This window comes from Fusobacterium perfoetens ATCC 29250 (assembly GCF_000622245.1).
GTDB lineage: Bacteria > Fusobacteriota > Fusobacteriia > Fusobacteriales > Fusobacteriaceae > Fusobacterium_B > Fusobacterium_B perfoetens.
Window position 1 is genome coordinate 239,663 of sequence record NZ_KK211416.1, and the last position, 14,810, is coordinate 254,472.

The 14,810-nt window shown below is 26.6% G+C and carries 22 protein-coding genes; all 22 read left to right on the plus strand.

Annotation, left to right across the window (positions count from 1 at the left end):
- Positions 1-21 precede the first annotated feature (21 nt).
- Complete coding sequence (locus T364_RS0107995) at positions 22-570, plus strand: SUKH-3 domain-containing protein (RefSeq protein ID WP_027129116.1); 549 nt, start codon at positions 22-24, stop codon at positions 568-570.
- Between the two features lie 50 nt (positions 571-620).
- The gene (locus T364_RS0108000; protein WP_035945579.1) at positions 621-1,205 is read left to right on the plus strand and encodes a DUF4274 domain-containing protein; all 585 of its coding nucleotides are present in this window, start codon (positions 621-623) and stop codon (positions 1,203-1,205) included.
- 8 nt (positions 1,206-1,213) lie between these two features.
- On the plus strand, positions 1,214-2,134 hold the full coding sequence (locus T364_RS0108005) for a DUF4299 family protein (RefSeq protein ID WP_027129118.1): 921 nt from the start codon (positions 1,214-1,216) through the stop codon (positions 2,132-2,134).
- Between the two features lies 1 nt (position 2,135).
- Entirely contained in the window at positions 2,136-2,729 is a 594-nt protein-coding gene (locus T364_RS0108010) for a hypothetical protein (RefSeq protein WP_027129119.1), read from the plus strand.
- 13 nt (positions 2,730-2,742) lie between these two features.
- Positions 2,743-3,075 (plus strand): DUF5713 family protein, encoded by a 333-nt coding sequence (locus tag T364_RS0108015; protein WP_027129120.1) that lies wholly within the window; start codon positions 2,743-2,745, stop codon positions 3,073-3,075.
- A gap of 103 nt (positions 3,076-3,178) precedes the next feature.
- Entirely contained in the window at positions 3,179-3,877 is a 699-nt protein-coding gene (locus T364_RS0108020; protein ID WP_027129121.1) for a hypothetical protein, read from the plus strand.
- A 10-nt stretch (positions 3,878-3,887) separates the two neighbouring features.
- Positions 3,888-5,042 carry a DUF4241 domain-containing protein gene (locus T364_RS11300; protein ID WP_245596694.1) on the plus strand — a complete coding sequence of 385 codons (1,155 nt, stop codon included), beginning with the start codon at positions 3,888-3,890 and terminating at the stop codon, positions 5,040-5,042.
- Position 5,043: 1 nt separating this feature from the next.
- Positions 5,044-5,472, plus strand: a complete 429-nt coding sequence (locus T364_RS0108030) for a macro domain-containing protein (protein ID WP_027129123.1) — start codon at positions 5,044-5,046, stop codon at positions 5,470-5,472.
- A gap of 14 nt (positions 5,473-5,486) precedes the next feature.
- Positions 5,487-5,834: an immunity 51 family protein gene (locus T364_RS0108035; RefSeq protein WP_027129124.1), complete on the plus strand. Its 348-nt coding sequence runs from the start codon at positions 5,487-5,489 to the stop codon at positions 5,832-5,834.
- 14 nt (positions 5,835-5,848) lie between these two features.
- The gene (locus T364_RS10985) at positions 5,849-6,397 is read left to right on the plus strand and encodes a hypothetical protein (RefSeq protein ID WP_027129125.1); all 549 of its coding nucleotides are present in this window, start codon (positions 5,849-5,851) and stop codon (positions 6,395-6,397) included.
- Between the two features lie 15 nt (positions 6,398-6,412).
- Positions 6,413-7,177 (plus strand): DUF4253 domain-containing protein, encoded by a 765-nt coding sequence (locus tag T364_RS0108045; protein WP_027129126.1) that lies wholly within the window; start codon positions 6,413-6,415, stop codon positions 7,175-7,177.
- A 10-nt stretch (positions 7,178-7,187) separates the two neighbouring features.
- Positions 7,188-8,042 carry a YwqG family protein gene (locus tag T364_RS0108050; RefSeq protein WP_035945581.1) on the plus strand — a complete coding sequence of 285 codons (855 nt, stop codon included), beginning with the start codon at positions 7,188-7,190 and terminating at the stop codon, positions 8,040-8,042.
- Between the two features lie 15 nt (positions 8,043-8,057).
- Positions 8,058-9,341 carry a WGR domain-containing protein gene (locus T364_RS11215; RefSeq protein WP_211249032.1) on the plus strand — a complete coding sequence of 428 codons (1,284 nt, stop codon included), beginning with the start codon at positions 8,058-8,060 and terminating at the stop codon, positions 9,339-9,341.
- Between the two features lie 16 nt (positions 9,342-9,357).
- On the plus strand, positions 9,358-9,882 hold the full coding sequence (locus tag T364_RS0108060; protein ID WP_027129128.1) for a hypothetical protein: 525 nt from the start codon (positions 9,358-9,360) through the stop codon (positions 9,880-9,882).
- Between the two features lie 9 nt (positions 9,883-9,891).
- Positions 9,892-10,314: a DMP19 family protein gene (locus tag T364_RS0108065; RefSeq protein WP_027129129.1), complete on the plus strand. Its 423-nt coding sequence runs from the start codon at positions 9,892-9,894 to the stop codon at positions 10,312-10,314.
- Between the two features lie 9 nt (positions 10,315-10,323).
- A complete protein-coding gene (locus T364_RS0108070; RefSeq protein WP_027129130.1) occupies positions 10,324-10,857 on the plus strand; it encodes a DUF2262 domain-containing protein in 534 nt (177 codons plus the stop codon).
- Positions 10,858-10,867: 10 nt separating this feature from the next.
- Positions 10,868-11,353 (plus strand): DUF4259 domain-containing protein, encoded by a 486-nt coding sequence (locus T364_RS0108075; protein ID WP_027129131.1) that lies wholly within the window; start codon positions 10,868-10,870, stop codon positions 11,351-11,353.
- A gap of 11 nt (positions 11,354-11,364) precedes the next feature.
- Positions 11,365-11,904: an SUKH-3 domain-containing protein gene (locus tag T364_RS0108080; RefSeq protein ID WP_027129132.1), complete on the plus strand. Its 540-nt coding sequence runs from the start codon at positions 11,365-11,367 to the stop codon at positions 11,902-11,904.
- 26 nt (positions 11,905-11,930) lie between these two features.
- Complete coding sequence (locus T364_RS0108085; protein WP_027129133.1) at positions 11,931-12,470, plus strand: CbrC family protein; 540 nt, start codon at positions 11,931-11,933, stop codon at positions 12,468-12,470.
- A gap of 12 nt (positions 12,471-12,482) precedes the next feature.
- Positions 12,483-13,211 carry an alpha/beta hydrolase gene (locus T364_RS0108090; protein WP_027129134.1) on the plus strand — a complete coding sequence of 243 codons (729 nt, stop codon included), beginning with the start codon at positions 12,483-12,485 and terminating at the stop codon, positions 13,209-13,211.
- Between the two features lie 5 nt (positions 13,212-13,216).
- Entirely contained in the window at positions 13,217-13,711 is a 495-nt protein-coding gene (locus T364_RS10760) for a toxin-antitoxin system YwqK family antitoxin (RefSeq protein ID WP_027129135.1), read from the plus strand.
- Positions 13,712-13,720: 9 nt separating this feature from the next.
- Positions 13,721-14,803: an ankyrin repeat domain-containing protein gene (locus T364_RS0108100; RefSeq protein ID WP_027129136.1), complete on the plus strand. Its 1,083-nt coding sequence runs from the start codon at positions 13,721-13,723 to the stop codon at positions 14,801-14,803.
- Positions 14,804-14,810: the final 7 nt, after the last annotated feature.

Here is a 14,810-nt window from a genome sequence, read left to right on the forward strand (position 1 = left end):
AATAAATTAGAGGGAGTTTTTATGATAAAAAATCCAGTTAAAATAACAGGTTCTTTGCAAGAAAAAGTAAAAAAATTACTAGAGTGTGCTGGTTGGTATAAGGGAAGAAGTGTTGATATTTCTATAGTGGAAAAACATTATCAGAAATATGGATTAGAAATGATGAAAACTACTAAGAGATTTTATAAAAAATATTTTGGATTATGTAGTGAATGGTATTTTACAGATAGAAATATAAAAAGAAAAAATTATTTTGAATTTGGGCTTTTTCCCTATCTTCAAAATGGTATAAAGGATAAATTAGAAGAAGCAGTTTTTAGGGATATGATAACTAGAGGAAAAGAAGAGATAGAAAAAATAGCTGGGCAGACTTGCCAACCTCTTGGAGTTATAGGATATATTTATCCAGCAGAAGTGTGGATTTCAGAATATGGAAAACTATATGCACAATATGAATATAGAGATAATATTCTTTGTTTTGATAATATTTATTCTTTGATTGAAGAAGATTTAAAAAAAATAGATATAGAATATGTAACTATGAGGACTTTAGAAATTTTAGATAAATAAAGTTAAAATTAAATTTTTGAAAAAATATAATAGATTAGGAGGAATGTCATATGTTAAAAGTAGAAGATATTTTAAGAGAAGATTTTGATTGGGAAAACATAGAAATTGATGAAGATGAATTTGATGAGTTAGAAAATGAATTGATTATAGACTATTTAAAGAAAAACTCTCCAGAGACAAGACAACTTTTAGCAATAGATTGGAACTTTGATAATTCTAAAGAAGTTATTAAATGGATAGCAGAACAACCTGATACTGACAAAGGAACAGCACTATTTTTATATTGGTATATGAACCCTCAAGATTTTAAACAATATGAAAATAGAGAGGATTGTAAAAAGAAAGATTCTTGGCTTTTGGAAGATTATGATATTATTGAAACTCTTGAGAAAAATTATATTTCAGGATTTTATAAAAATCAAAAATATGCTTTTGACCCTAAGAGTGATCCATATAATTCTGGATATGATTGGACAGAAGAAGTTGATGAAGATGAGATGAAAGCTAAGATACCTGAAGAGATGTATATAGCTTTAGAGGGAGAAGTTTTAGAAAGTCCAGGTTGGGGAGAGGGAATACCTGATGATATTATACCTATTTTGGATAAACTTTATGAAGCTTTAGATGAAGAATAGGAGGTTTTATGAGTATAAATTTTTTTATAAAAAATTTAAAAAATAAGGAAAGTATAACTATAGAAAAAGTCTTAGAAATAGGAGAAACAATTTCTCAATATACTTTAGATGAAGCTGATGAAAATATAGAAAAATTTTTAAATGAAAAGTTAGAAAATTTTGAATGTATTCTTCTTGGAGAAGAGGAAAAAAGTGCTAGAGGTTTTGAACTTTCATATAATAAGGAAAATAAATACTATGGAATAAGAGTTTTCACTCCTTGTAGTATTGGAGATTGGGAAGTAGTATTTGATTTTATTGAAAAGTTAGGAAAGTTTTTAGAAAATAACAAGATAGTAAATGAGCATGGAGAAGACTATACTTTAGAAACTATTAGAACTTATCCATATATTGAAGATATAAAGTATGGAATACAAAGTTTAGAAGATAATCTTAAGGAAAAAGGAAGTGAAATTTCAAAACTTTATGGAATATATAGACCAATATCATTTAATAATGAATTACTAAATGATATTAAGAATTCTAAAAATTCAGTAGAAACTTTTAGTAAAATTATAACAGAAATTCAATATATAGATGCTTTTTCTGCTAATCAAAGATTTTATAAAAATAATAATGAAGAGATATTTGGAGCTTATACTTTAACTGAAAGCGTAAGAACGATATTACCATTTAAGCCAAGTGTTGAATATGAAAATCTCCATATAGTAAAAAATGAGGATGTAAAATTTTGGAGATTAATTTTTGTAATTATAAATGGAAATCCTGATGATGAAAATTCTTATGAAATGCTTGGGGATATAGATTATACTAAATTTATTCAAAATTTATCTAAGGATAAATACTCCTTTATAGATGGGGAATATATTTTAGTAGAGCCATTAGAAAAAAACGAGATAGAGAAACTTTATAAATTATTAGGAGAATAAAATGGTAAATATTGATGGAAATCTTGAATATATAAAAAAAGTGAAAGCTAATGAAATAGACTGGACAAAACTTTTTGGAGCTTATAACTGTGGTAAAAAGATAGGAGAAGATATAAAAAATAAGAATCTTCTTAATTTAGAAGTTTTGAAGGATATAGAAAGTAATATAGAACATCAATCAACTTTTTGGACCTTAACTCCTTTTGTAATGATTTTTTTAACTCGTCAATTAGAAAAAGGATATGGAGATAAAAAGGAAGAATATTACTATATATTAAAAATCTATAAATTAATAGCAGAAACTATAAAAGATATAAAAAAAGAGTTTTTTATTGAAGAATCCATTGATGATTTAGAAGTTTATCCAGATATGAAAAATATTCTTAATATAGATTTAAAATTGGAAGATTTTGATGATGAAGAAGAATATATAGAAGCCCATTTTGAAGAGGAAGACTTAGAAAGAGAATACAATAGTGCTTTTTATTATACTAATTTTGTAGTAGAAAATAGTAAAGATATTATAGAAAAACTTTTATTAAATGATGATGAAAATATTAGAACTTTTGCAAAAGAAATCTTAGAAAATTTATAGGAGGTATTTAATTATGGCAAAAAAATTAAATTCTGATTTTGTATATTTAAAAGATATGTATAATGATGATTACTACCCAAGATTTTTAGTAGATAAAGTAAAAGATTGTATAGTAGAAGTAGTTGAATTTTTAGAAAAAGAAGAGTATGAAGATTTAGAAGAAGTTCAAGAGAAACTTGATGAAATGACAGAAAAAATTAATGATTTACAAGAAGAGTTTGATGAAAACGATAGTGAGATAGAAACAGTAGCAAGAGATAGTATAGGAGTAACAGTAGGGAAAATACTTGAATATTTTGACATAAACATAGATATAGAAGAGGCTATAAGAGAAAGAGATTGGTAAAATAAATATAACTAGAAGAGAGGTGATGCTTATGACATTGATTGTTCTTTAATTTAGAGTAAGGAACAATTTTGTCATGAGCATTTTTATTATAGGAGGAATTATGAAAAATATAAAATTTTTTCCTAATTACAAAGATGTTTTTATAGATGAAAAATTAAAATATTATTTTAAACCTATTTGTACAATAGGGGATTATCATTTTTTAACAGTTGATGGAATCTTTTGCATAAAGTCCTATAAATTTTCTGAAAATTATTATTTTGGGTTTAAATTAAAAGATGGTAAGTATGAGTTTTTAGGAAATATAGATTGTTTTGGAAAAAATGATGTGGAAAGACTTTATGAAATTTTAGAAAGAGATTTTGAAGAAAATAAAAAATATTATCTTGATAAAAAAATAAAAATAGTAAATTATGTAGAAAATATTTTAAATAAAATAGAGGGAATAATTTTTAAAGAGGAACAAGATTTAGAATATTATATTGAAAGTTTTTATTGTTATAATATGGCAAAATATTATTATGAGTTAAAAGAAAAAGTTGTATCTGTTAAAGCTCTTACAGAAAATTATGGAATAACTCCTGAAGATGAATTGCTTATAGATAAAGAAGAGTTAAAAAATTGTTTGGGAGATTTCTTTGTTAATATTGAAGATGAATTGGAATTGACACCAGCACCTACTGAGGATATGTGTGTAATGGGAATGGAGATTATACCATTTACAATGTGGGGAGAAATAGTTGGACTTTTATATGATGAAAAAGAAGATATTATATATTTAAGAGAACAACATTCATAAGGAGGATTCTATGAGTTATGATTTAATGGCATTTGAGATTTCAAAAGCACCTAGAAAAAGAGAGGAATTTTTGAAGTGGTATGATGAGCAGACAGAGTGGGGAGAAGAGCATGATTATGATGATATAAATGTTTCATCAGAAAAACTTCAAGATTTTTACAAAGAGATGATAAAAACTTTTCCTCCTATGGATGGGGAAGATAGTCCAAATGATGAGGAAATAGAAAATAATCCAGAATTAGAAGATTATTTAACAGATTATTGTATAGGTTATGATGTGATATACCTTGCATTTCCATGGAGTAAAGATAAAGAAGCATATAATTTGGTAAAAAAACTTTGTGAAAAATATCAAGTGGGATTTTTTGATGTAAGTGGAGATGGAGAGATTTTTTATTGGGATAAAGGAGAAGAAAATATGAAAGAAGTTGTAAATAATAATTGGCAAGATATGTATGAGAGAAATAAAGAAAAATTAAGATGTAAAATTGATTTAGAAAGTTATTTTAATGAAAAGAAAATTGGAGAAATGGAAGTTGATATTTTAGATATTGGAGAGGTAAACTTACCTACTGGAGAAATTTTAGCTTGTGACCCATTGGTAGATTTAATGGACGCAAGAACATTTATTCAAAAAGTTCCTGTTGGAAAATATCCTATAAAAATATCAGTAGTTCTAAGTAAAGATTATGGAGATAGATATGCTTGTGTAAAAGTGGAATTCAATAAAAATAAACCAATAGTTTATGAATTAGCTATGACAGGAGTTGAAGAAAATTTAGATGAGGCTAAAGAAGATGAGTTTTATGGTTTTGGTGTAGATGCTGGAATGGGTTGTATTGTAGATAAAAAAACTCAAGAGGAATATATAAAATATTGGGAAAAACTTGAAGAAGAGGAAGAAGCAGATAATCCATTTGATGATATATTTGATGATTTATTGATAGAAAATGCTAAGAAATATCCTAAATATCAAAGAGAATATGGAGATTGGGTAAATTGGACAATTCCTGATACAGAGTTAAATATTCCAATTTTTACATCAGGTTGGGGAGATGGATATTATCCTTGTTATTTTGGATATGATGAAAATGGAGAAATTTGTGGATTTTATATCCATTTTATAGATATTGAAAAAGAATATTCTGATGAAGAGGAAGAGTAAAATGAAATATAAAATAATTCAAGATGATGTGTTTAATCATAAAGATTGTTATTATGCTCATTGCATAAGTAGGGATTATGCACTTGGAGCTGGAATAGCTGTTGAATTTAATAGAAGATATAATATGAAAAAAATTCTAATAGAACTTTCTAAAGAAAAACCAGAAACTTTAAAAGAAAAATGTATTGAAGTAGACAATGTATTTAATTTAATAACTAAAGATAGATATTGGCAAATACCTAGTTATAAATCTTTAGAAGAATCATTAATAGAAATGAAAGAGAAAATATTAAAAAATAAAGATATAAAAAAATTGGTTATGCCTAAAATAGGTTGTGGACTTGATAGATTATCATGGGATAAAGTTGAACCTATGATAAAAGATGTATTTAAAGATTTAGATATTGAAATAGTGGTGTGTTATTTATAAATCAAGGAGGAGTTATGAATAAAGAATTGGAAGAAAAAATAAAACCATTCTTTTGGGTAGAACATGACACTTCATGTTCAGTTTGTTTATCAGTAGGAGAATATTTGCAGGAAGTATTTGATACTCGAGAAGATGAAGGCTTTGAAGGAAATGGATATGATTGGGCTAGTTTAGCACAGGTATTTTTAGATGAAAAATGTCCAGAGTTACAAGAAAAAGTTGATTTTGATCCAGAGGGAAGTATGTTTGTAGCATATTCAAAAGATAAAGATTCTTTAGTTGAATTTATTTGTAAATTTAAAAAGAGTTGTGAAAATAAAGAGGAGATTTTAGATTTATTTAGTAGAGCAGAATTAGATTAACTGGAGGGATTCATATGTCAAAGAAAGTATGTGAAAGAAAAGCTGGTTATTTGGGATTTTGGGTAGGAAACTTTAAAAATGTAGAAGATTTCTATAAATATATTCAATCATTTTACTGTATCTTTGAGGGAGAAGAGGACGAATATAATCCTGAATATAATTTTTTAGAAAAAGATTTTAATAAAGAGTTAGAAAAAATCTTTTCTGTAGAAAAAGAGTGGAAAGAAGAATTTGAAGAGATGTTTGAAGAATATTTTAATAGATTTGAATATGATTTTGGAGTAACTTTTGATGAGGATTTTCAAGTATGTGGAAGTAGTGAAGAGCCAACAGATGAGTTAGAAATTTTATTTAAAGATTGGGAGGAGTTAATTGAGCCTGTAAAAAAATTCTTAGGAAAAGATAAATTTGATAAAAAATATAATTGTTTCTTTGGAATACCCTCTTGCAAATATAGTGGAGTTATTCCAAAAATTTCTAATGAATGGGGAGAACTTGAATTTTTAGGAAATGTAGAAGAAAATACTTTTTCAAATGATATGGCAGAAGAGTATAATTGTTAAAAGGAAAGTGATATTATGGTAGAAATGAGTGAATTAGCAAAGGAATTTGTAGAGTTTTTTGACTGTGAGTGTGAATATTTTCCTAATAACACTTATGAAGAGATAATGGAAAAGTTTGAAAAGTATGTAGAAGAGGGAAAAAAGAAAGAATATTTCCCTGTAATTGTAACAGTAGATGAAACTCTTTTAGAAAGTTTTTCTTTTAATATATCAGATGATGAAGAATTTAATATAGAAGATGTAAGAAAATATAGAGAAAAATATATCTCCTCTATTTATTCAGAGGGTGGAGAAAATATATTGAGAGATTTAATAGCTAGAAGAAAAGATGAAGCTGAAGATGATGAAGTGGATTGGGAAGATGAGATATTAGGAGAGTTTGAAGATAGTGGAGAGGATAGACTTAACTCTCCAATAGGATTTTTAAATTATAGAACAAATAAACCTGAAGAACTATTTATAGTAAAAGTTCCTGTAAAAAATCCTTGGGAAATTTTTGCTTGGTTTCCTATGGGAAATTGGAATGAGTGTCCTAGTATATCAGAACATATGGCAATCTCAAGATATTGGTTTGAAAAATATGGAGCTGTACCAATTAGCATAACTCATGATGTATTAGAATATAGAGTGGAGAAAGTTATAAAAACAGAAAAAGAAGCTATGGAAGTGGCAGTAGAGATGTATGGATATTGTCCAGATGTAGACCAAAGTTATGATACTCTTGGAAAACTGGCAGGAAGTCTAGTTAATTCTAGTGTTTGGTATTTCTGGTGGGATTAGAGGTGGTAATATGATAGATAAAAAAGAATTAGAACCTTTAAAAAGAAATGCAATAGTAATAAATTATAACGAAGAAAATAGTGAAAAAATTCCTAAAGGAAGTTCAAAAATTGGAGGAAAACCTGATTTACCAAAGGATTTTCAATGGTATTACTACAATGGAGAAGATTATAAAAAAAGAGTTGCAAATAGACCACTTTCATTTTTAATGCAAATTAATTGTGAAGAGGTACATAAATATGATAAAGAAAGTCTTTTACCAGAAAAGGGAATACTATATTTTTTCTATGAGTTACTAACTATGACTTGGGGATTTTCTCCTAATGATAGGGGAAGTGCAAGAGTTTTTTATTATGATGGAAATGTGGAAGATTTAGTATCTACTGATTTTCCAGAGGATATGGAAAAAGATTGTATAATTCCTGAAGCTAAAATAGATTTTGAAAGTATGAATGATTATCCTATTGATTTTTTTGATTACTATGATGATGAAGATAGTGATGAAGAGGTAAGTAGAAAAGAAAAAGAGTTTGAAAAAGATTTAGAGGAGTTGGGATATAAAACTGATACCACAAAACTTTTAGGACACCCAGAACTTATTCAAGGGGAGTATTTTGAAGAGTGTGAGGGAGTTGCTAGAAAAAATCTTTATTATGGCTCTGCACCTATAAAATATGGAGATTTAAAAGATGAGATAATAGAAAATGCTAAGGATTGGATACTGCTTATGCAAATGAGTGAGATTGAGTTTGAAGATTATGGACTATATTTTGGAGATAGTGGAAAGATATATTTTAATATTAGAAAAGAGGATTTAAAAAATAGAAATTTTGATAATGTATGGTTAATTCTTCAATGTTACTAAAAAAAGGAGGTTTTTATGAAAAGAGCCTTTGAATTTGTTGATGAAAAATCTCAAAAATTTTGGTGGATAGAAACATCAGAAAATAAATTTGTAGTTAACTATGGAAAGATAGATACCATAGGAAAATATGAGATTAAAGAGTGGGATAGTGTAGAAGAGTGTGAAAAACAAGCTACAAAACTTATTAACTCTAAAATAAGAAAAGGTTATGAAGAGGTTAAAAGTTTTGATTTTGAAAACCACTACTATTTTGATGATATGGAGTACGATATTGATTTTCTTACTTCACACCCTAATTTTAGAGAACATTTTACTGATGAACAGCTTTATTGTAATTGTGGAGATGAGGAAACACCTTTTGGAAGTGATACAGGAAATGATGTACTTCATATAATAGAGGAGAAAATAAGAAAAAATAAAAATTTTAATTTTACAGATTTTCCAAAATATTTAATAGAAAAAGAGTGGGGAATAGAGTATTTTGAACCTATATCTATAACTGATGAGAAAGCTTTTGCAGAGGAATTAAAAATAAAAGATAAAGGATTGAGTAGAGAATCTATAATTAATGAAAGTGATGAGGTAGTTATAGCTATAGCTTTTGCACAGATAAAAATTACAGGTAAGATAGATGAAGAGTTAAAAGAAAAGGCTTTATTATCTTTAAAAAGAATGGAATTAATAGCTAAAATATGTGGTTATGGAGAATCTGAAATTAATAAACAACTTTATAGTGATTTAGAGAGTTTTACAAATAAAGAAAATATAAAAGTTCCTACATATCTAAGAAATAATATTAAAGATTATGAAGAAAAAACTTTTAGTACTATGACAGTTGTTTCATCATCTGGAAATGATTTATTAGAATTATGGTATTGTGGAGAATTATTTGAAGTAAAAGGAGAAAAAGTAAAATATATAGGAAATATAGATAATATTCCAATTAAAATAGTAGCAATAGATAGGGATACTAAAGAGGAGATAACAATTTTTGATGAAGGTTATCATGGATATAATAGTATGTTTTGTGATGAATATAGTGAAGAACAGTTAGAAAATCGTTCTCTGAAAAAATATGATATTCCTCCTTCAAAACTAATATTAGAACTTGGATATAGCATTGATTATGAAGATGAAAAAGAAGAATTTATAAATGAAGATAATAAAACAGTAACTCTTATTAATGGGGATATAATCTCTTGGGAAGATGTGAAAGTAAATGGATATGATTTTTTAAGACTTTCATATATTAATGATAATGGAGAGAAAATTTCTATTGCTGAATATGAATTAGCTTAAGTTAAGGAGATTAACTATGGAATATATAAAAAATTTTTTAAAAAATGAAGATAGAGAGAGTTTTGATAAATTATGGGAAAATTCTGCAAAACTTGTTTGGATAGATTGGAGAGAATACGACGAGGATATAATTAATTATATAGAAAATGTAATTCACTCTGGAAAACTTATTGGAAAAAATGAAGATACTGACAACAAAATGGGATTTAATATAATTATCGAATGGAAAGGAAAGGAGTATAAAATATCTTATCCTAATGAGGAAGGGTCTGATAGAGATACTACAATAAAAACTTTAAATAAGGTAATACAGCCAGAGTATGAGATAAGACTGTTTATGGAAAGTTTAGGAAGTGATACTTTAGCTTTTGTTCCTCTTGCTAAAGAAGAATGGGAAGAATTAGAAAAAGATTTTGGAGAGGAAAAAGTAAATTATTATTTCTCTAAAATAAATGATGATAGTAAAATGTTTGATTTGGATATGGACAAACTTTTTGAAATCTTAGATAAGAGAAAAGAGATAAAAAATTTTTTTGATTAGAGGTGTAATATGGAAGTTACAGAAGATTTATGGTGGAAAACCTTTGAGAAATATGGAGAAAAATTTGCAGAGGCAAAACCTAATTATGATAATTTAGATGAAAAAACACAGGAAATAGGAGCATTATTCCAATATGAATTAGATATTTATAATGGTGGATTTCTTCAAGCATTTTGTAATTGGGGTTATAATTCTTATTTGTTAGAAATAAAAGCTCTTGAAAAAATAGGAGCTAATAATTCTAAAAGAATTTTAGAAGAGTGTTATTCTGTTATAGTTAAACTTGAAAATGATGATAGATTAAAAGAATTATGGGATATACCTAAATATTTAACTATAGAAGATGAGGAAAAATTAAATTCTCTTGGTGAAGAATATTGGGAAGATGAAGATAATATAATGGAAAAAATGTATAATTTTTATATTAAATAGAGGTGTAATATGGAAAAATTAAGAGTAGATGATTTTGAAATAGAGGAAAATGATTGGGGATATTATTTTACTTCTTATATTGATTTTTTAGGACAAAAATCAGAAGTACTTTTAAACTATGATACAGAAGAAGAAGTTTCTGAAAGCGAATTAAAAAATATTTTAAATAAATCTTTAGAAAAAATAAATACTATTCTTGAAAAAGCTGAAAAAAATAAAGTACAACTTATGGAACTTTTAAAAGGAGGAGATTATATAAATCTTGCAACAAAATGGGTAAAATGGGAAGAAGGAGGGATAAAAGACGACAAAGAAGAAAATTGTTATCTTATAAATGGTACTAAAGTTTATACTCCAATAACTGAAGAAGATTTTGAAAAAAGTATGAATTTTACAGAAATTGCAACTGATATTTATTCAGATGGAGAAATAGAACTTTTGTCAGTATCTCTTACTTTTGAGCCTGATTATTTTGTAGGACATTGTATAGAATGCTATATAGAAGAAGACGGAAGTTTTTCAATTAATGGTTTAGCTGGATAAGGAGGTAATTATGGGGGCTTGGGGTATAAAAGCATTAGAAAGTGATGAGGGATTAGATGTTGTCGATGTTTTAAGAGAATACCTTGAAGGATTTAAAAATAAGAAAGTGATTACTTTAAAAGAAATAATAAATTTAATGATTGAAGAAGGAATGTTAGGAGAAACTTTTGAAGATATAGAATTTCTTTATGATAATACAGCAATAGCTATATCAGAACTTTATTTTGATTTTAAAGAAAATGGAAAATTAGATTATGACGACGAAGAGGAAGGTGAAACTACTTTTTCTAAATTAGAAAAATTTTCTAGTGATAAAAAATCTTTAAAATACCTTATTGATTATTTAACTAATATTTATAATAAAGTTCCAGATGAAGATGGCGAAAGAGAAATAGTAGATTTGTGGTATGATAATGGACAAAATCCAAGTTATGAAGAATGGTATAATCATCTAGGTTCTTTAATTGAAAAATTAAAAGCTGAATATAAAAGCTAGGAGATGATTATATGGGAAAAGTCTATAAACTTAATAGTGAAAAATCTTTAGCCCATCAAGTTTTAGAATATGCTGGTTGGTATGAGGGAAGAAAAGTAGATATAGAAAAAATAGTAGAGTATTACCAGAAGAATGATTATATTCTAAATGACTTTGCTAAAAAATTTTTACAAGAATTTTTAGGGATAAAAGAGGATTGGTTTTTCAAATATATAGGTAAAAATGGAGAAGTACGAATAGGGGGAAATGATTTTAGCTTTTCCATTCCTTATGATTTACCTTTTGAAGAACAAGATAAAGAATATGAATTAAAACAAATTCCAGAAGAGGTAAGAGATAAAGTAATTCCAATAGTTGAAACAGGTTGGCATATTGGTGGAACTTTATGGATAGATGATAGAGGAAAATTTTATCATACTCTTTATTATAGAAATGATTGTATGGAACAGTATGATTCTATCTTTGATTACTTAGAATATAATTTTAGGCACTATTTAGGAAATGAAATTTATGTAACTTTTGAAAATCAAAGAGATTTAGAGAAAAATTAATATGAAAAAGTATAGGAGGAGTTTTTATGAAAAAAGAATTACCATTTTTTAAATACCACCCAGACCCTTTAAAAACAGGAGAGTTTGAAACTGACGAAACAGTAATATGTGAATGTTGTGGAAAAGAAACTGATGTTTACTATACTGGACCTTTTTATTCTGTTGAAGATATTGAATATTTATGTCCAGAATGTATAGCCAATGGAGAAGCAAGTAGAAAGTTTGATGGAGATTTTATATCACTTTATTTTGGAAAAGTTAGTGATGAAGAAAAAATTGATGAACTAATTCATAGAACTCCTAGTTATTGTGGTTGGCAAGAAGAATGTTGGGTAACTCATTGTGATGATTTTTGTGCTTTTATTGATTATGTAGGAACTAAAGAACTAGAAAAAATGGGAGTTTTAGAAGAAGTTATTAAAAATGGAAATCCTGCTGATGGAAATGAATGGAGTGAAGAACAGATAGAAATAATAAAAAATATGGTTAATGGAGGACATGTACAAGGATATTTATTCAGATGTTTACATTGTGGAAAACATTTTTTATATTTTGATGTTGATTAAGGGGAAAGAAGTATGAGTTTATTAAAACAAGATTTTTTTACAATAAATAATATTCCTGTAATTTTATGGGGAGAAAAGAGTAATAAAATTATAATAGCAGTTCATGGAATGATGTCAAATAAAGCTGATATTCCAATTGAGATACTAGCTAAAATTTCAATAAAATATGGTTATCAAGTTTTAAGTTTTGATTTACCAAAGCATGGGGAGAGAAAAAATGAGATAATACCTTTGACTCCTCAAGTTTGTGTAAAGGAATTAAATAATATATATGAAAAATTACAAAAAAATTGGGAAGAAATTTCTTTATTTGCCAATAGTTTAGGGGCATATTTTAGCCTTTTAGCCTATAAAGATAAAAAAATAGAGAAAGCTTTCTTTTTATCTCCTCTTATAGATATGAGAGAACTTATTGAAAATATGATGAAAGCTTTTGAAGTAACTGAAGCTAGATTAAAAAAAGAAAGAGAAATAGCTACACCAATAGGAGAAACATTATCTTGGGATTATTATTCATATGTTAAGGAAAATCCAATAACGATATGGACTCCTTTTACACATATTTTATGTGGGGATAAAGATGAAATTTGTAATATAGAAACAACTAAAAAATTTTCAAGTCAATTTAATTGTGAATTGGAAATTTTAAAAGATTCAGAACATTATTTTTATAAAGAAGAACAATTAAAAAAGTTAGTTGAAGATTTGGAAAAATTTTTAAGTTTAGAAAATAAGAGGTAAAACTTATGAAAAAGTTGATATTGATGATATTTTTTAGCTTAATAACTTATTCTTTTAGTTATCAGATAGAAGAAAATTTTACAGGACAGATAATAAAAAAATATGAAAATGGACAAGTACAGTCAATAGAAAATTTTAAAAATGGAAAACTTAATGGGGAGTTTAAAGAATTTTATAAAGATGGGACTCTATCTCAAATAGGAAGTTTTAAAAATGGAGATTTAGAAAGTATAAAAGCTTTTTATGAAAATGGAAATTTAAAATTTGAAGAAAATTTAAAGGATAGAAAAGGAAAATATAGAGGATATTATCCTAATGGACAGTTAGAAGAAGAGGGAGAAGTTTTTCAAGGAGAAGAAACAGGACTTTGGAAATATTATAATGAAAATGGAAAATTACTTTCAGAGGGAAAATATAAAGAGGGTAAAAAGATAGGAAAATGGAAATTATATAATCCTGATGGAAGTTTATTAAAGATAGAAAATTATAAAGAAAAATAGGGAGGGACTATGTATAAGATTGGTTATCTTGGAAATTTTGAAACAGTACCTCAAGTAGTAGAATATATCATAAATGGTGATATTGAAAAATTGGAAGAGGAATATAAAAAAGGTTGGGATATAAATAAAAAAATTACTTTAAATGAATTTATAACTGAAACTCCTTTAGAAATGGCTATACAATGTGTCAATGAAAAAGTTATACTATGGCTTTTAGAAAAGGGAGTGAATGTAAAAGCTGAAATAGATGATTGGGTAACTCCTATTTCAAGTGCAGGACGTTTTTTATCTTCAGAGATATGTGAATTATTAATAAAACATGGAGCATTAGAAAATTTAACTGAAAGGCAATATAAAAGAATTTATACTGATATTTACTATGGAGAAAAATTTAAAAATATAGATGTTTTTGAGAAGTATAGAGTAACAGTTAAAAAATATGGAAATAACTGTTTACGACAAGCTATCTATGATAAAAATAAAAATTTAGCTCAAATGTTTTTAGATTATGGAGCTGATATAAATTACCATGAATATGAGATGGTTTTTACTGATAATTCAACTCCTGTGATGGTAGCTGTTCAAAGAAACTCTCTTGAATTAGTAAAATGGTTAGTAGAAAAGGGAGCTGATATTACAATTAAAAATAAATTTGGAGAAAGACCATATACAATAGCAGTTTTAAATAAAAATCAAGAGATGATAGAGTATATTAAAAGTTTAGAACCAGTAGATTTTCATAATGAAGAAGCTAGAAAAAGCATAATAAAAAAATATAAATTGCCAAAAGATATGGTAGAGTTCTTTGATAAGGGAGATTTAAAGATAGAGTTCTCTGAAAATATTGATAGTAAATATATTGAGTTTTTTAAATTAGAAGATACAGTTGAAATGATTTGGAAAAGAAAAAAATATCTCTCTTTAGTAAAGGATTTAGAAAATTATTGGTTACATCTTTTATGGTATTCTAAAGAAAAAACTTTGTATATTTTTGATGGAGAGCATGAGGAGATTTATAAAATAGGAGATTGGAGCTATTTTATAAATAATTGTGAGGAAATTGTTGAAAAGTTTTTAACTGAAGAACTGTAAAGGGGCT